This window comes from Streptomyces crystallinus (assembly GCF_039521265.1).
GTDB lineage: Bacteria > Actinomycetota > Actinomycetes > Streptomycetales > Streptomycetaceae > Streptomyces > Streptomyces crystallinus.
The window spans coordinates 55,740-72,396 of sequence record NZ_BAAACA010000014.1; the positions used below are offsets into that span (position 1 = coordinate 55,740).

Genomic DNA, 16,657 nt, shown 5'->3' on the forward strand with positions numbered 1-16,657 from the left:
TGAGACCGGCCGCACCGCCGGCCGGTCGGCCTACGGGGGGTCGTCTTCGGCGTGTACGGCGTCCATCAAAGTGGCGAACATGTCCACCGCGCTGCCGTCGTGGTCACTGCCGGCCGTGCCGCTGCCGGTCTCGAGGTTGGCGGTGCGGTCGACTTCGAGGATCGAGTCGGCATGGGAGTTGTCGAGGACAGTGATCAGGCTTTCCGGCGCGGCGGGTGCCGCGCTGCCGCAGACCAGGGTCACCGCCAGGTAGGCGGCGGCCCGAAGACGCGCGCCGCTCATACCCCGGCGCCCTGAGGAACGGCGGGAACGGGCTGGTGACGGGCGATGTTCTTGGCCAGGAGCCTGGTGGCCTCCCCCACGCCGACCCCGTGGGAACCTTCCAGGTCGGGCAGCCGGCCGTCGGCCAGCCGCAGTTCGGCCAGTGCGGTGTCCATCGCCCGGTGGGCGGCGAAGAGGCAGGGTGTGCTGTAGATGGCGACGTCGACACCGAGTTCGGTCAGTTCACTCAGGGACAGGCGCGGTGACTTCCCGCCGGCGATCTGGTTGAACAGCAGCGGCTTGCGGCCGACGACCTCGCGGATGCGCCGGATCCATTCGACGCTGCGGACCCCGTCGACGAGGACGACGTCGGCGTCCGTCGCGGCCAGCGCCTCGGCCCGGCGCAGGATGTCGGCCTCCTCGGTGGCGTCCGTACGGGCCACGACCAGCATGTCCGTACGGGTTTCGAGCACCGCCTCCAGTTTGTCCAGGTACTCGCGGAGCGGCAGGACCTGCTTCCCGTCCGCATGCCCGCACCGGCGCGGGCGTTTCTGGTCCTCGAGGATCACCCCGGAGGCCCCGATCCGCTCCAGACCCCGCACCATGTGGCAGGCGACCTCCACGTCGACGTAACCGTCGTCGATGTCCACCAGCAGATCGTGCCGGGGGAAGGCTCCGCGCAGCCGCTGAACGAAGGCCAGCATGTCCGGCCAGGCGATGAAGCCGATGTCGGGCAGCCCGTAGTGCGAGGCGGCGAACCCGAAGCCCGAGACGAACATCGCGTCATAGTGCCCGGCGGCGACCGAAGCCGAGTACATGTCGTACACGCCGATCAACGGTGTGGTACCCGCCTCCGCGATCCGGGCACGCAGCTTGTTCCCGTAACTCAACGTCAGCTCCTTCGGTGGGGAGAAAAGACACAAACGGCAGGAGCGCACTGCGACACGCAGTGCTTTACCCGACCCTGATCCTTTCTGGGGACTCTCTAGATCGTCGAAGTACCAGACCTTTACTCACCCCAACGGACTACGCCGTTCACCACAGAAACGTCACTGGCCCCGGACAGCCAAATGGAGTTGACCTCCGCTCAGCCCCCACGGCCGAGCCACTGCCGCCACGACAACCCCACGCGTCAGCCTGAAGGGAGGTGGCCGAAGGTGATCTCACCGCTCGGACGCAGCTCGGCCGACATGTTGCGCTCCATCATGCGCAGGGCCGCCTCGGCGAGGCCGCCATCGATGTGCGCGACCGCGTCGAGGGCCACGACGACGTCGAGATGCCGGATGTGGGCGTCCAGAGCCGAGTACAGCACGCATTGCTCGGTCACCTGCCCGCACAGCACCACCCGGTGGACGCCGAGCTGGCCCAGCAGATAGGCCAGCGGTGTCTCGTAGAAGACCGAGTGCCGAGCCTTGACGACGAACAGGGATTCCTCATCCGGCGCGATCGGTTCCACCAGATCGCCGTAGCGACCGGTCAGGGCCGCTTCGAGGATCTCTCCGTGGTGCGAGCGCCAGCGGCCGAAGTTGTCGTTCACGTAGACGACCGGCGCCTCGGCGGCCCTCGCCTGCTCAAGCAGCGCCCCGATGCCCGGGAGGGCTGCGCGGACGGACCGCACCAGCACCTCTGCGTCCTCGTGCTCGTAGGTGTTGAGCATGTCGATCACGATCAGGGCGGTGCCCTTCACACCGTCTCCTTCCGCCGCGCGCCCCTGCGGACGGGCCCCGGCAGCGCGAGAGCCCGTCACGGGCGTGGACCGGTCCCCGTCGGCGCGGCGGGCCGGCAGCGCGCCTCGGACAGTGCCTCAGCCAGTGAGGGGTAGACGCGGCAAGGGCCGGAGGTGTTCAAGACGAGCTGGTCGGCGGCGGTCGGCGACGTCGTCACCAGGGCGAAGCCGACGCCGTGCTGCTGGGCTGCCCGGTGGGCACGGAGCACCGTACTGAAGACAGCCGGTGTCCACACGTGGTCGGCCGCCACCACCAAGTGAGCCGGACGGTGGGCTTGCAGCAGCTCCTCGACGGCCAGCGTCACGGCTGCCCGGTGGCGTACGGCCAGGGCAGGCGCGAGACGCACGACGAGTACACCGTCGTCGAAGGTATGGGTCAGCAGCATGGGAAGTCCTTCATCCGGGGAGGACGTGGCGTCGGTGAAGGCAGTCTGCTGCCTCGGTCACGGTCCCGCGCGTCGGCCACGCCAGACACGACTCGGGGCGACGCCTACCCTTGGCATGTTTTGTCCAGAATGGGTAGACGTGGAACATGACCCGTGACCGAGAACTTGCGGCTGCGACCGGCACGTCCAGCGGGATCGGGTCCGAGCTCGCCCGGCCCCTCGCCGAGCGTGGTCTCGACCTGCTCGTGACATCCGCCGAGGAGGAACACCGAAGCTGTGCGGCCGGGGAAATCGGGCGGCTGACCAGGGCCGACGTGCAGCCTGTCCGGACGGCGCCGCGCACGTACGAGGAGGCCGAGTCTTTCGTCGGAGGCGTGGCCGCCACCGGGCGTCCGGCGTACGTAGCCATAGCCGTAGCCGTGCATATCCCCGGCCAGATCGTCAACGCCACTGGCCGAACTCCACTGCCATGACCCCGGACGAGGCACTGCGCCGGATCGCCTTCCTCCTCGAGTGGCGCGGGGCGTCCCCGTACCGGGTACGGGCCTTCCACACGGCTGCCGACGCCGTCCGTGACCTGCCGCCGGGCCCGGTGGACGCCGCCCAGGCCGGTCAGCTGCGCGGAGTGGGCCCGGTCACCGCCGAAGTGATCTCCCAGGCATCCACCGGCGCGGTACCGCGCTACCTCGCCCGCCTGCTGGCTGAGGCCGACCCCGCCGCCTGCGCCGGCTGGGACCTGGCCGCCGCGAGCACCGGGGACTGCCACCTGCACTCCGACTGGTCGGACGGCGGGAGCCCGATCGAGGACATGGCTGAAGCGGCCCACGCTCTGGGCCACCGGTGGGCCGTTCTGACCGATCACTCGCCCCGGCTGACGATCGCCCACGGGCTGAGCCCCGAGCGGCTCGCACGCCAGCTGGAGGTCGTGGCCGCCGTGAACTCCAGGATGGGCCCGGATTTCCGGCTGCTCACCGGCATCGAGTGCGACATCCTCGACGACGGCTCACTCGACCAGGACCAAGACCTGTTGAACCGGCTCGACATCGTCGTGGCGTCCGTGCACTCCAAGCTCCGCTCGGAACCCGAGCCCATGACCACCCGCATGCTGGCCGCGGTACGCAATCCGCGCGTCGACGTACTGGGGCACTGCACAGGGCGGATCATCACCGGCCGAGGCCGCCCCCAGTCCCGCTTCGACGCGGAGGCCGTCTTCGGGGCCTGCGCGGAGGCCGGTACCGCCGTGGAGATCAACTGCCGGCCCGAACGGCGCGACCCCCCGGACGACCTGCTCGAACAGGCGGCCGCCGCAGGTTGTCGGTTCGCCGTGGACACCGACGCCCACGCTCCCGAACAGCTGCACTGGCAGAGCACGGGCTACGCACGTGCGGCACGCGTCGGCCTGGGCGCGGACCGGCTGATCACCACGTGGTCCCTCGCCCGGCTGCTGACCAGCAGGAGCGGCCCGCGGTGAAACCACCGGCACCCTCGCTCATCGCCCCGCCGACGGGGCCGCTGCCTCCTCCAAGCGAGTGAGGGCCGCCCCGTGCGACCGGACGAACCAGCCGCCGTAGTCGGTGGTCGACAGCGGGCTCCCCCAGCATGGGAAGGCTCCCCAGCATGGGAAACGGAAGGCGCACTACGGATCACAGCGGCGAAACCGGGTAGCCGCGTAGGTAGGACATCCCGCCGGACGGCGTGAGGAGGACGCGATGGCAGCGGAGAAATCCCTGGCCCGCTACCACCGACGGCGCAACTTCTCCAAGACCGCCGAGCCCGAGGGACGCGGCGAGGAGCCGTCCGAGGAGCAACCCTCGTACGTCGTCCAGATCCACGACGCCAGCAGCATGCACTTCGACTTCCGGTTGGAGGCCGACGGCGTGCTCAAGTCCTTCGCCATACCCAAGGGCCCGTCCACCGACCCGCACGACAAACGGTTCGCGACCCCGACCGAGGACCACCCACTGGCCTACCGCGACTTCGAAGGCACCATCCCCGAAGGCGAGTACGGCGGTGGAACGGTGATCGTCTGGGACCACGGCACCTACCGCAACGCGACCACCGGCCCCGACGGCCACGAGGTCCCGCTCGCCGAGGCGCTGGAGCAGGGACACGCCTCGTTCCGGCTCGACGGCCGCAAGCTGCACGGCGGCTACTCCCTCACCCGCATCCGGGACACCAGGAACAGTGGCAAGGAGGCCTGGCTGCTGGTCAAGCACGCCGACGAACGGGCCTCCTCCACCGGCACACCCGACCCCCGGCGGGCGCGGTCGGCCCGCACCGGCCGGACCCTGAACCAGGTCGCCGCCGACGCACGCCCCAGAGCCGGGTGACTACCGTGACCCCGGCCCTGGACCGGCTTCCGCAGGCCGAGCGGCACCTGTTGCGCCCGGCACGCGCCGCGCCGGGCACCCCCATGCTCGCCACCCTCAGCGCACGCCGTGACTTCGGCGAAGGCTGGATCTTCGAACGGAAACTGGACGGCGTCCGAGTGCTCGCCTTCCGCCATCAGACAGAAGTCCGACTGCTGTCCCGCAGCGGAAGACCACTGAACGCCACCTACCCGGAGGTCGTCGAAGCGCTCGCGGCCCAGGACTGCCCCGACTTCGCGGTGGACGGCGAACTGGTCGCCCTGCGGCGCGGCCGTACCGACTTCGCCCTCCTGCAACAGCGCATGGGGCTCACCACCCCCCGAGCCGTGAGCGCGAGCGCCGTCCACGTCACGTACTACCTCTTCGACCTCCTGCGCCTGGACGGCTACGACACCACCCGGCTGCCCCTGCGCGACCGGAAGGCACTGCTGCGCGACACCTTCACCTTCCGCGCGCCACTGCGCTTCACCCCGCACCGCAACCGCTACGGTCCCGCTCTCCTCGACGAGGCGTGCGCCCGCGGCTGGGAGGGCCTGATCGCCAAGCGCGCCGAGGGGCCGTACACCCACCGCCGGTCCGGCGACTGGCTCAAGCTCAAGTGCTCGGGCAACCAGGAGTTCGTCATCTGCGGTTTCACCGAACCGGCCGGTACGCGCGTCGGCTTCGGGGCCCTGCTCCTCGGCTACCACCAGGGCGACCGGCTGCGCTATGCCGGCAAGGTCGGCACCGGCTACGACACCGCCACCCTCCGCAGCCTGCGCCGACGTCTCGACGAACTCGAACAGGAGCACCCGTCGCTGCCCGCCGGCGAGGTCCAGGAGCGGGCGGTGCACTGGGTGCGCCCCGAGCTGGTCGCGCAGGTCGCCTTCACCGAGTGGACCACCGCGGGCCTGCTGCGCCACCCCCGCTACCTGGGGCTGCGCGACGACATACCGCCGCACAAGGTGGTCCGTGAGCAACCGGCCGGGAGGACCCGATGACCCCGAAGAAGCCGCCCACGCCGCCCGAGCGCGTACGGGTCGGCCGCCGCACCGTCGAGATCAGCCGCCCGGACAAGGTCCTCTTCCCCGCCGACGGCATCACCAAGGCCGACCTCGCCGACTACTACCGCACGGTCGCCCAGCGCATGCTGCCCCACCTGCGCGGACGCCCACTCATGCTGGAACGGCACCCGGACGGGATCGACGGACCCGCCTTCATGCAGAAGGACGTCCCGGACCACTTCCCGGACTGGGTCCACCGCGCCGAGCTGCCCAAGGAGAACGGCACCGTCACCTATCTGATCTGCGACGACACCGCCACCCTCCTGCACCTCGCCAATCAGGCATGCACCACCCCGCACCGCTTCCTGTCCAAAGCCGACCAGCCCGACCACCCGGACCGGCTGGTGTTCGACCTCGATCCGCCCGGCGAGGAGTTCTCCCTGGTACGGGACGCCGCGCTCGCCCTCCACGGACTCCTGGACGAACTGGGACTGCCCTCGCTGCTCATGACCACGGGCTCCCGCGGACTGCACGTCGTCGTCGCCCTCGATCGCCGTACGCCTTTCGAGGACGTGCGTGCCTTCGCGCGCGATGTCGTCGACGTCCTGGCCGCCCGCCAACCCGACCGGTTCACCACCGAGGCCCGCAAGAAGGCCCGCCACGGCCGCCTCTACCTCGACATCGGGCGCAACGCCTACGCCCAGACCGCGGTCGCTCCGTACGCCGTCCGGGCCCGCCCCGGCGCCCCCGTAGCGGCCCCGCTGGCCTGGAGCGACCTCGACGATCCCGACCTGACCGCCCGCCGCTGGACTCTCTCCACCATCGACGGCCTGCTGGCGGACGACCCCTGGAGGAACCCTCCCCGCCCCCGTTCCCTCCGAAGGGCCCGCGCACTCCTGAGAGAAGAGACTCCGTGAGTGCTCCGTGAGTGCTCAGTGAGGGCTCCGTGAAGCGGCCCGTCAGCCGGACAGCGCCACGCCGTACAGAGCCGCGAGTGCGTCGTCGATGGGATGCGGTTGCGGCTCGCCCGAGGAGTCGAGCCTGTTCCACCTCTGCATGTTCACCGCGACGGCCAGCTGCCGCGTGCCGTCGGCGCTGGTCATGGCCAGCGCTCCGCCACCCCAGACCGTGCCGCCGTGGCCCCAGAAGGTGCCCTGGCCGGGAATCTCCACCGGGTGCAGGCCGAGGCCGTAGTCGATCGTCTTTCCCTCCTGGGAGATGACGGGGACGGTGCGCTGCATCTGCGCCAGCGACGACGGACTGATGATCTCCCCGGCCAGCAGCATGCGGTAGAAGCGGTTGAGGTCGGAGACGGTCGATATCAGCGAGGCCGACGGGCCCACCCATGACATGTCGTAGACGCTGTAGTCGCGCGGCGGGTCGATCATCCCGAACCATGCCTCATAGAGCAGCGAGTGCGGTCCGTCGACGTACGGTCCGGTGGGGAACGCGGTGTCATGGAGTCCGGCGCGCTCGATCACGTTCTCGGTGATGTACCGCTCGGCCGTGGTGCCCGTCGCCTGTTCCAGAAGCGGGACGAGAAGCAGGTAGTTGGTGTTGGAGTACACCCCCGGTGTGCCGCCCGGGGCGGTGACGGCAGGTGCGGTGACCCCCATCTCGATCAGTTCGAGGGTGTCGAACCGCGTGAACCGGTGGTCGTCCAGGCTCTCGGGCCGGGTGTCCGCGAGGACCGGGTAAGCCTTGAGGGAGGGGTACGCATAGGGGAGGTACTCGGCGAAGCCGCTGGTGTGATTGATCAGCATCCGGACCGTGATCGCCTCGCCGCGCTCTCCCGGGACCAGCTGGGGAAGGTAGTGGCCGATCGGTGTGTCGAGTCCGATCCGCCCGGCCTCGACCTGCTGGAGCACCGCCACGGCGGTGAAGGTCTTGGTGATGCTGCCGACGCGGTGCCGCATGTCGGCGGTGACGGGCCGGTTGGTGGTGACATCGGCGACTCCCGCAGCGCCGCGCCACACCTGGTCGCCATCGCGTACCTCGGCGAACAGACCCGGCATCCCGGCGCGGTGCACGGCTTCGATGGCCGCGTCCAGCGCTGCGCAATCCAGTGCGTTCTTCACTTCATGCGTCCTTTCGGCTTCCCCAGGGTGAGCTCCGCACCAGGCGTTCGACCTCGGATGCCAGGGCGCGCACGGCAGGGCGGCCCGGCTCCTGGCGGGCCGCCCAGCAAGCTCGTGTCCTCATTATGCACGCGGTGCGTGCAACACCAAGTGCATAGGCTAGGCTGAGATCCTGCGAGAGGAGCACGATGGCAGGGCGAAGGCGCTGGTCGACCGAAGAGATCCTGGATACGGCGGCGGAGTTGCTCCGTACGAGCGACGCGGATTCGTTCAGCGTGCGCAAGCTGGCCGCGGCCCTCGGGACCGACTCCTCCAGCCTCTACCGGCACTTCCGCAGCAAGACCGAGCTGCTGCGCGCGCTCGCCGACCGGATCCTTTTGGCCGCCATGGACGGCCACCGGCCCGAGGGGGACTGGAAGCAGCGCATCACGGCCCTCACCCTGCGCATAAGAGACGCCTTCGGCCAGCAGCCCCAGCTCGCCGCGGTCTGGGGTCGTTACGCCTCAGGCGGCACCGGTTCCCGGCTGGTGATGGAAGAAATCCTGCAGGCGCTGCGGGCGTCGGGTCTGCCCGACGAGGAGATCCCGGTGCGCTACCACCGGATCGCGGTCCTGGTCGCCGCGCTGATCACCTCCGAGGCCGGGGCCAGTGCGGCCACCCAGGAGGAGCACGACCAGGGCATGGAGCACTTCCGCGTGGCGGTACTCGGCGCGGACCCCGAGCGCTTCCCCGCCCTCGCCCACTTCGGCCGTGAGGTACCCCCCCTCGGGGCGGACCGCCGTGCCGCGTTCGAGGAGATCCTCGCCGCCCAACTCGCCGACATCGAGGCCGCCATCAGTCCGGGCTAGCCGGTCGGCTCGCTCGGGGGGCGTCCGCGCAGGACCCCTGCTTGACCTGACCACTCCGCCGTTGACTAAAATCATCGCTCGTGTCGAAGCCTGACGAACTGCTTGTCAACATCGCCGGCCTGGTGGAGTCCGGGCACAGCAATCAAATGTCTCTGACCGTGGTCGCCGGCGGTGCCGTCATCACGGGGCGGCTGGCTGCCGAAGCCGTCTGGAGGCAGCGGGTGTCGGAGGTTCTGGCCGACTCGGCCCGCCTGAGCGACTTCTCCACCGTGTTCACCGCCGCCCCACGCAAAGAGGGGCCGCCCACACATCTGCACTTCCATCTGGCCCGCATTCTGCAGGGCTCGGTAGGGATCCCGGAAACCGGCGGAATGTACCGCGTGGCCATCGCGGACGTCAGTGCCTGGACCATCGGCGACTTCACGTACTCCGACAGCCCCCGCTGACGCACCAAGAAGAGACGCTCATTACGCGGCACGGACCCGGTCGGCGGAACTGACGGAACCTCACCCACCGCTGAGCCGACGGCTCGTGCCGTTCCGTGCTGCTCGGCGCCCCTGCGCCCGTCTGACCGCCGCGCGGCCCGGCTCCTGTATGCCACGGGCCTGCGCTGCCGGGACGCGGCGGCGCAGGCGGAACGCGGCGGTCGCCCGGACGGCGGGGTCGGGCGGCCCCTCGCCGTACCGGCCCGGATGTGCGGGACAGGTGTCCTGCCAGCGGCGCCGCTGGACCCCGGCCGGTTCCTGACCGTCCGCCACGGTTCTTCCTCGGCCTGTGTCCCGGGGCCTGCCTGGGTCCCGGGGCCCAGAAAAAGCCCCTCTCTCGCGCTGACTCCGCTCGCTCGCGCCCCGTTCCACGCCCCCCGTCAGCCCAATCCTGAGCTGTCCACCGCCTGATGAGAGAGCCTGGGGATCACGAACGAGGAAGCAGGCCGCCCGCTTTCGCACGACGACAGCCGACAGCCTGCCGAAGGAGGACGTGTGCCCGGCCCACAAGACATCCCTGCTCCCGATGGGGCGGACGACGGCGAGCAGCTGTTGCAGCAGGTCGGCCGCGCCCTGCGGGACCTGCATCCCCAAGCGTCCATGGCGCAGATCGCCCGCGCGGTCGGGGTTTCGCCGACGGTGCTCTACCGCCGCTATCCCACCAAGGACGCGCTGCTGCTGGCCTTGGCCGCCGCCTTCTTCGACGGTCTCCTGCAAAGGGCGCAGGAAGCCCGGGCGCTGCCCGCCGAGCAGCAGTTGCCGTACTTCCTGCGGACGGTCGGCCTGCACCTGGCCACCAGCCGCAGCGTCCTGCCCTACGCCTTCAGGGAGATGTCCCTGCCCGAGCAGCGCCACCACATCTACGCGATCATCACCGAACTGCTGGCCACCGCCAAGGCGGCCGGCCATGTCCACCCCGATACCGACGTGGCCGACATCGGCGCCATCGTCTGGGCCATGCGCGGCATCATCGACATCACCGGGTCCCTGGCCCCCGAGGCCTGGGAGCGCCACCTGAATATCGCCTTGGCAGGCCTCGCCAACCCCGACCTCGCCTTCTCCCGGCCCCCCATGGACATCGACCGGCTGGACGCCGTGATCAGCGGGAAGCGCCCACAATCCTGACCAGAACCGGCCATGTCTCCGCCCTGTCGCTCGTTGGACTGGCGGTCTGGCGGTCTGGCGGTCTGGCAAGCCGAAGCGGCCTGGCGCACTGGTCATCAAGCGCACTCACGTGCGGCGCCGTCGCCTCAAGACCATGTACCCAACACCGGCGGCGCCCGTCACCAGGACCGCCCCTACCGCGATCTCAAGGCTGCCGGGCTCCGAAGTGCCTCCCATCCCACCCTGGGTGCCGCGCACCGGTATCGCGCTCGGGGTGACAGACGCAGGCGTGGGGAGGGCGGTGCCTCTTCTCGGCAGTGCTTCACAGGCGATTCCGTCGTCGGGACCCTGGTCCTCATCCAGCCGGTTGGGATCGCTGGGATCCCTGTCGAAAACGGCTTGCGCTTCTTCCTGGAAGCGGAAGTCACTGCAGTCCAGATCACGCGCATGGGCGACCCCGGATATGGGAGCACAACAGGCGAAAGCCAGCACTATGCAGGCTGTGGTAGCACGACGGTCCACGGGAGCCTCCTCACGATCCCCGAGATGTCGATTCGACCCTAGGCGCCGTGCCGGGAACACACCTCGCGGAGGCAGGCTGAACGGGTTATCCCTGCATCGTGCGGTGAACAAGGCGACTTTGTTCGGGCACCTCCGCCGTGGCGCTGCACCAGCAGGGCCTCGCTGACGTCGGAGGTGATGGTGAACGCCTTCGTGGTGTCCGTGAGGTCGAACAGGCGTTGAATCCCAGCGGGCAACGGGCCTGCGAGGACCGGTTCGAGGTGGCGTCGGGCCCGCAGCAGCACAGACAGCAGCGTGCAGTCGCCGAACGCGCAACCGGACAGATCCACAATGATCCGCTCCGCGCCCTCGGGATACAGAGCGTCCTCCAGGAGCCGGCCGGTCTCTATGTCGATCTCCCCCGACACGCGGACCAGGGCGGTGCGCCGCGCCCCGGCGACCGTGACCCGCAGGACCCGGGCCGCCCGCCGGTCGGGCACCGTGCACCCGCCAACAGCACTCATGGGAGCGCACGGAGAGGACAGGAAGGTGGGCAGTGCGGAGGGGTCGGGATGCGTCATCTGGGGCCGTCCCGGGCACGGAGGGGAGCTGCTCCCCTTCCGCATGGCATTGCCGGGAAGGAAGCGCGCGGCCCTGGGCGGGGCCACGCGTTGAGGAGGACCGTACCCAATGCCGCCCCACCCGGTGAGGGGAGGACGCGCCAGCACGGTGGACACCAACGGCTACCCGGAGTCTACCCACCCCCAGACCATTCAACTCGCGTTCCGCACCGCTCAGTCGGCCGTGATCGCGTCCAGCTGGGCCCTCAGATAGGCGTGCGAATCGATGCCGCGTACGTCCGTGCCCGGATCGCACTCGTAGAAGTACACCAGCGAGATCAGTTCCTCCGCCGGTACGTCGGCGGGCGGCGGGAGCACCCGGTGGCGGCCCGGCTTCCAGCGGCCGTCGGACCAGCGGGCCATCAGATCGCCGATGTTGACGGTCAGAGCGGCCGGGTCGTACGGGGCGTCCTGCCAGCCGTGCCCGTCGACGAAGACCTGGAGCCCGCCCTTGCCGTGCTGCCGGTCCAGGACCGTCACCGTACCGAAGTCGGTGTGCGGGCCGATCCGGAACTGGCCCGGCTGCGCGACCCCGACGGTGTCCGTACCGGGATACCAGTTGATGTTGAACCCCCATGTGGGGTGCGTGGTGTGCCGGGTGAAGAAGTCCTCGGGGCGCTGGAGAGCGACGGCCAGCAGTTCCAGCAGCCGCTCGGAGAGCGCCCGCATCGCGCGAAGGTAGTCCTCCAACAGCGGTCTCAGGGCCGGGATCTCGCCGGGCCAGACGTTCGGCGCGAACCAGTCGGCATCGACAGGTGCCATCCCAGTGGGATGCTCGGCGGCATGCTCTGCGGCGAAGGAGAGAGACTCCTTCAGGTCGGGCGGGCTTTCGGTGCCCTCGGCGTAACCGTTGGCCTCGGCCCCCGGGCCCAGCCAGCCCCTTCCGCCCACCTTCACCGCGTAGGGCTGCTTGACCGGACCGGGCAGGCGGAAGAAGCCTCGGGCGGTGTCACGAATGGCGGCGGGCAGCGACGGATCGATGCCGTGGCCGGTGACCAGGAGGAAGCCGGCGTTCTGGAGCGCGCCGTCGATCCGGGCCGGGTCGGGGGCGCTCAGATCGATGGTCGGAATGAGGTCCACGCGCAAGGTCTCCCCCACCCCGTCCACTCCGCAAACTCGGGCCCATTACCGCAGGGACCTGTCCCCGGGGTACGCCCAGACCTCGGCTGCCGCGTTCAGGCGGCGAGGAGGGAGTCGTCCGTCGGGCGGGCACCGGGCAGATGATGACGCGCGGCGATGAGGGCGGCGTCCACGTCACCCGTGCCCGTCGCGATGCACAAGGAGTACGCGACGTCGTTCATGCGCTGACGCGCGGCTTCCGTACCCTCCTCGGCGTCCAGGACGCGCAGCGTCAGGTACTGCTCGACCAGCTTGTTCAGGACCACCGGGTGCGCCATCAGCATGAAGAAGCCTCCCTCGTCACTACTACGTGATCTCTACATGTGCCAGCCTTGTGCCCACGACTTGCGGCGGTATTCCCTCCCCGTACCGACTCCCGTACCGACGAGTGGACAACAGTGTCAGGCCGCGCCGCGTCGCCGTCGCACGTCCAGGGCTTCCCCGACACTGCTCGTGATGGTGAACGCGCTTGTCGTGTCCGTGAGGTCGAACAGACGCTGTACGGCGGCAGGCAAGGGGCCGACGAGGGTCAACTCCGTACGCTGACGGGCTCGCAGCAGGACCGACAGCAACATGCAGTCACCGAAGGCAAGACCCGACAGGTCGACGATGATCCGCTGCGCGCCGCTGGGATGCAGCACGTCGTCCAGCAGCGGGACGGCCTCGATGTCCACCTCCCCCATGACGCGCACCAGTGCGGTGCCCCGTTCGTCGGCCACCGTGACGCGCAGGATCTGGGCCGCCTCGCGGTCGGGGACCGTACAGGCTGGGGCACGAACCCCGGGGCCGGGCAGGACGACGCGTCGGCTGTAGGGATGGGAGGGGTTGACCATCGGATGCCGTCCCGGGTTGGAAGGGGAGCTGCTCCCCTTCCGCAGGGCGTTGCCGGGAAGGAAGCGCGCGGCCCTCTCGGCGGGGCCACGCGGTTGAGGAGACCGTACCCGAGGCGCCCCACCCGCACGGGGAGGGACGCAGCAGCGCGGTGGACACCAACGGCTGTGTCCACCGTACGCTCATTCACGACCTCCCGGAACAGCGGCGACCAGCCAGTCACAGCCTTGGCAACGTCCCCGTGCTTGCGGATACCGAGACAGCCCGTGTACTGCGAAACGCGATGGCCGGCATGGTAGGTGCCGCCGCGCGGAGCCTGGCGCGTCCTCCACTCGCCGACGACATGCTGTCCTAGAGTCTGTGCCAGTCACCCGGTTCTCGGCGTCTGTACCGCGTACGTCGGGCAGCGGGGAGGGGGACCGGTCAGCGCGGGGCCCCCGGCGGAGGGGGCGGGTGGAGGACGCGGTTGCAGGGCGCTGCTGGTTTGCTCGGTCATCGCGGCTTCCGGCTGCACTTGCTCGGGTGCCTGCTGTCGTGGACGGGATCGGCCGTCGCCCCTTTGGCCCTCGCCTTCGCCGCCCTCGCCATCGACGGCGACCCGACGGCCCTGGGCGCCGTGCTCGCGGTCGGTGTCCTGCCGCAGATCGCCCTCCTACCAGTCGGCGGTGTGATCGCCGACCGCCACGCACGCGGTCGGGTGATGGTGTGGTCGAACCTCGTCTGCGCACTCGCGGAAGCGGCGGCCGCCGGCCTGATCTGGTCCGGCACCGTCCGGACGTGGCAGCTCGCGCTCATGGCGGGGGTGTGCGGTGCCGCGAGCGCGTTCTTCACTCCGGCGGCCGAGGGCAACGTCGTCCAGGTCGTACCCGCCGGACAGCGGCACACTGCCAACGCGCTGCTCAAGTTCGGCCAGAACGTGGGGAAAATGAGCAGCCCGGCACTGGGAGGTGCGCTCGTGGGCGCCGCCGGCCCGGCGTGGGCGCTCGGATGGGACGCGATCACCTTCGCGGTGTCCGCGCTGCTGTTCGCGCGGATCGGGGCAACCCCGTTGGTCACACGACCGGGCGCGGTGGTACCCACAGCGGTCTGGCTGCGCGCGGGCCTCCGCGCGGAACTGAGCCAGGGCTGGCACGAGGTGTGGCACAGGCGGTGGCTGGCGGTCATGGTGTGCCAAGCCGCTCTGACCGGCTCCATCTGGCTGGCGGGTTACCAGATACTGGGCCCGGTGTACGGGATGCGAGTCCTCGGCGGAGCCGGCGCCTGGGGCGTGGTCGGGTCCGCGTTCACCGGTGGCCTGGTCGCTGGAGCCGCACTGGCGCTGGTGCGGAAGCCGTCCTCGGCCGGTCTCCTCGTATGTGTCGGAACGGGCACCCTTGCCCTGCCCCTTGCCGTGATAGCTGCCCGCATGCCGCTGCCCGTGCTGGTAGCCGCCTTCCTCGTGGCAGGCACGGGTCTGGAGGCCGCCATGGTGGTGTGGGCCTCGCTCCTCCAGGAACACATCCCCGGCGACCGCCTCAGCCGGACCCTCTCGTACCTGACACTCGGCCAGATGCTCCCGGTCCCCGTCGCCTACCTCGCCACCGGGCCCGTGACCCTCGCGCTCGGGCTACACACCACCCTCGCGACGGCCGCGGTCCTGCTCATCACCGCCGCGCTCCTCCCCCTGGCCCTGCCCCAGGTGCGCGGCCTGACCCTGTGGCCCAGCGACGAACCTCTGTCCTCCAGGTCTGCGCGGACTGTCGCATGACGGCCACCACAGCCAGACCCTGGGCCCGTGGCCCGTCCGGCCCACCAAACCCGCCCCCTCCCGCACGGTTTCAGGCCTGCGTCGGCAGTGTCACGGACGAACCGGCGGGCTCCTTCGCCGGCGGTTCGGAGCGGTTCTTGGCCGTGCGCAGGGCATCGTTGACGCGTTCGGTGTCCAGGGCGTTCTCCCAGCGGGCGACGACCAGCGTGGCCACGCTGTTGCCGGCGAGGTTGGTCAGGGCGCGGCATTCGGACATGAACTTGTCGATGCCGAAGATGAGCATGATCCCGGCGGCCGGGACGGTACCGACGGTGGAAAGGGTGGCGGCGAGCGCGATGAAGCCGGCGCCGGTGACGCCTCCGGATCCCTTCGAGGTCAGGATCATCACGGCGAGCAGACCGAGTTGCTGGCCGACACTCAGCGGGGTGTCGGTGGCCTGGGCGATGTAGACGGCAGCCAGGGACAGGTAGAGGGAGCTGCCGTCGAGGTTGAAGGTGTAGCCGGTGGCGACGGTGAGGCCGACGATGTCACGGGGAACACCGAGGTTTTCCAGTTTCACCATCAGCCGGGGCAGGGCGCTTTCGGAGGACGAGGTGCCCAGGACGAGGACGAACTCCTCCCGTAGATATCGCATCAGCCGGAAGATGTTGATCCTGAGGGCGGCGGTGACCGCGCCCAGGACGAAGACGACGAAGAACGCGGACGTTCCGTAGAAGAGCCCGAGGAGCCGGCCGAGGCTGGTGAGGGTGGAGATTCCGTACGTACCGATGGTGAAGGCCATGGCGCCGAACGCCCCTACGGGAGCGGCCAGCATCACGAAGTGCAGGAGTTTGAAGACCACAGCGGTGAGGCGGTGGACACCGTCCACGAGGGGCTCACCCAACGGTCCCACCGCCTTCAGCGCGATGCCGAAGAGTACGGAGAAGAAGATGACCTGAAGGATGTTGCCCTCGGCGAAGGCACCGACGGCGCTGGTGGGCACGGCGTCCGTCAGGAAGTGCCACCACTCCTGGCTCTCACCCTCCTTGACGTACTGTCCGGCATCACCCGTCAGGCGGAGGTCGCCGGGGTGGGCATGCACCCCGGCTCCGGGCTGGAAGACGTTGACGGCGACCAGTCCCACGAGCAGGGCGGCGAGCGTGCCCGCCTGGAAGTAGAGCAGGGATTTCAGTCCCACGCGGCCCACACGCTTGAGGCTGTCGACACTGGCGATGCCGCCGACGATGGTGAGGAAGACGACCGGGGCGATGAGCATCTTGATGGCCGCGACGAAGGTCGTGCCGACCGGCCCCAGCGCAGCTCCGCCCGAGGGCCACAGCCAGCCGGTGAGAATGCCGCTGACGATGGCGGTCAGCATCCAGAAGTAGAGCTGCTTGTACCAGGGGCGGTGGGCGGGGTCGTCATGGGCGGAGGCGGAGGCGGGGGATGCGAGTGCTGCCATGGCGTTTCTCCTCGGTGAGGAACGGGGCAACTGGGACACGGAACGGTCCCCGCGAGGCGGCGGGACAGGGAGGTACGGGACGGGGAGGTGGGGGTCCGGGCGTACCCGGAAGCCGGCGGGCGTGCCCGAAGTCGAGGCGAAGGACGCCGTTGCCGCCG

At 69.9% G+C, this 16,657-nt stretch carries 18 protein-coding genes; 8 read left to right on the plus strand and 10 right to left on the minus strand.

From position 1 onward, the window contains the following. Window positions 1-30: 30 nt before the first annotated feature. The 4 genes from ABD236_RS10805 to ABD236_RS10820 form a co-directional block, all read right to left on the minus strand. A complete protein-coding gene (locus ABD236_RS10805) occupies window positions 31-282 on the minus strand; it encodes a hypothetical protein (protein ID WP_344072913.1) in 252 nt (83 codons plus the stop codon). Continuing rightward, entirely contained in the window at window positions 279-1,151 is an 873-nt protein-coding gene (locus tag ABD236_RS10810; protein WP_344072915.1) for an isocitrate lyase/PEP mutase family protein, read from the minus strand. Before ABD236_RS10810 ends, ABD236_RS10805 begins: the two co-directional genes overlap by 4 nt. A gap of 242 nt (window positions 1,152-1,393) precedes the next feature. Then, on the minus strand, window positions 1,394-1,948 hold the full coding sequence (locus ABD236_RS10815) for a cysteine hydrolase family protein (RefSeq protein ID WP_344072917.1): 555 nt from the start codon (window positions 1,946-1,948) through the stop codon (window positions 1,394-1,396). A gap of 56 nt (window positions 1,949-2,004) precedes the next feature. Continuing rightward, entirely contained in the window at window positions 2,005-2,373 is a 369-nt protein-coding gene (locus ABD236_RS10820) for a hypothetical protein (RefSeq protein ID WP_344072919.1), read from the minus strand. Between the two features lie 469 nt (window positions 2,374-2,842). Here ABD236_RS10820 and ABD236_RS10825 point away from each other — a divergent pair, with 469 nt between their 5' ends. From ABD236_RS10825 to ligD (ABD236_RS10840), 4 genes are all read left to right on the plus strand, one after another. Then, window positions 2,843-3,844, plus strand: a complete 1,002-nt coding sequence (locus ABD236_RS10825) for a PHP domain-containing protein (protein ID WP_344072921.1) — start codon at window positions 2,843-2,845, stop codon at window positions 3,842-3,844. A 238-nt stretch (window positions 3,845-4,082) separates the two neighbouring features. Then, on the plus strand, window positions 4,083-4,703 hold the full coding sequence (locus ABD236_RS10830; protein ID WP_344072923.1) for a DNA polymerase ligase N-terminal domain-containing protein: 621 nt from the start codon (window positions 4,083-4,085) through the stop codon (window positions 4,701-4,703). Between the two features lie 5 nt (window positions 4,704-4,708). Next, window positions 4,709-5,722 (plus strand): non-homologous end-joining DNA ligase, encoded by a 1,014-nt coding sequence (gene ligD / locus ABD236_RS10835; RefSeq protein ID WP_344072925.1) that lies wholly within the window; start codon window positions 4,709-4,711, stop codon window positions 5,720-5,722. Then, window positions 5,719-6,642, plus strand: coding sequence for a non-homologous end-joining DNA ligase (ligD, locus tag ABD236_RS10840; RefSeq protein ID WP_344072927.1), 924 nt, complete (start codon window positions 5,719-5,721; stop codon window positions 6,640-6,642). Before ligD (ABD236_RS10835) ends, ligD (ABD236_RS10840) begins: the two co-directional genes overlap by 4 nt. Before the next feature lie 42 nt (window positions 6,643-6,684). Here the strand turns inward: ligD (ABD236_RS10840) and ABD236_RS10845 are convergent, their stop codons facing one another. Continuing rightward, a complete protein-coding gene (locus ABD236_RS10845) occupies window positions 6,685-7,803 on the minus strand; it encodes a serine hydrolase domain-containing protein (protein ID WP_344072930.1) in 1,119 nt (372 codons plus the stop codon). A 188-nt stretch (window positions 7,804-7,991) separates the two neighbouring features. On the opposite strand from ABD236_RS10845, the gene ABD236_RS10850 reads away from it, so the two are divergent. The 3 genes from ABD236_RS10850 (at window position 7,992) to ABD236_RS10860 (ending at window position 10,261) form a co-directional block, all read left to right on the plus strand. Further along, the gene (locus ABD236_RS10850; RefSeq protein ID WP_344072932.1) at window positions 7,992-8,651 is read left to right on the plus strand and encodes a TetR/AcrR family transcriptional regulator; all 660 of its coding nucleotides are present in this window, start codon (window positions 7,992-7,994) and stop codon (window positions 8,649-8,651) included. 80 nt (window positions 8,652-8,731) lie between these two features. Continuing rightward, window positions 8,732-9,097, plus strand: coding sequence for a hypothetical protein (locus tag ABD236_RS10855; protein WP_344072934.1), 366 nt, complete (start codon window positions 8,732-8,734; stop codon window positions 9,095-9,097). Between the two features lie 534 nt (window positions 9,098-9,631). Further along, window positions 9,632-10,261: a TetR/AcrR family transcriptional regulator gene (locus tag ABD236_RS10860; RefSeq protein ID WP_344072937.1), complete on the plus strand. Its 630-nt coding sequence runs from the start codon at window positions 9,632-9,634 to the stop codon at window positions 10,259-10,261. Between the two features lie 539 nt (window positions 10,262-10,800). Here ABD236_RS10860 and ABD236_RS10865 read toward each other — a convergent pair. From ABD236_RS10865 to ABD236_RS10880, 4 genes are all read right to left on the minus strand, one after another. Further along, the gene (locus tag ABD236_RS10865) at window positions 10,801-11,265 is read right to left on the minus strand and encodes an STAS domain-containing protein (protein WP_344072939.1); all 465 of its coding nucleotides are present in this window, start codon (window positions 11,263-11,265) and stop codon (window positions 10,801-10,803) included. A 270-nt stretch (window positions 11,266-11,535) separates the two neighbouring features. Then, window positions 11,536-12,441 carry an isopenicillin N synthase family dioxygenase gene (locus ABD236_RS10870; RefSeq protein WP_344072941.1) on the minus strand — a complete coding sequence of 302 codons (906 nt, stop codon included), beginning with the start codon at window positions 12,439-12,441 and terminating at the stop codon, window positions 11,536-11,538. A 95-nt stretch (window positions 12,442-12,536) separates the two neighbouring features. Next, window positions 12,537-12,764 (minus strand): DUF5133 domain-containing protein, encoded by a 228-nt coding sequence (locus ABD236_RS10875; RefSeq protein WP_344072943.1) that lies wholly within the window; start codon window positions 12,762-12,764, stop codon window positions 12,537-12,539. Between the two features lie 117 nt (window positions 12,765-12,881). Continuing rightward, window positions 12,882-13,313: an STAS domain-containing protein gene (locus ABD236_RS10880; protein ID WP_344072945.1), complete on the minus strand. Its 432-nt coding sequence runs from the start codon at window positions 13,311-13,313 to the stop codon at window positions 12,882-12,884. A 482-nt stretch (window positions 13,314-13,795) separates the two neighbouring features. Here ABD236_RS10880 and ABD236_RS10885 point away from each other — a divergent pair, with 482 nt between their 5' ends. After that, a complete protein-coding gene (locus ABD236_RS10885) occupies window positions 13,796-15,058 on the plus strand; it encodes an MFS transporter (protein WP_344072948.1) in 1,263 nt (420 codons plus the stop codon). 70 nt (window positions 15,059-15,128) lie between these two features. Here ABD236_RS10885 and dctA read toward each other — a convergent pair whose 3' ends face one another. Then, the gene (dctA, locus tag ABD236_RS10890) at window positions 15,129-16,499 is read right to left on the minus strand and encodes a C4-dicarboxylate transporter DctA (RefSeq protein ID WP_344072950.1); all 1,371 of its coding nucleotides are present in this window, start codon (window positions 16,497-16,499) and stop codon (window positions 15,129-15,131) included. Window positions 16,500-16,657 lie beyond the last annotated feature (158 nt).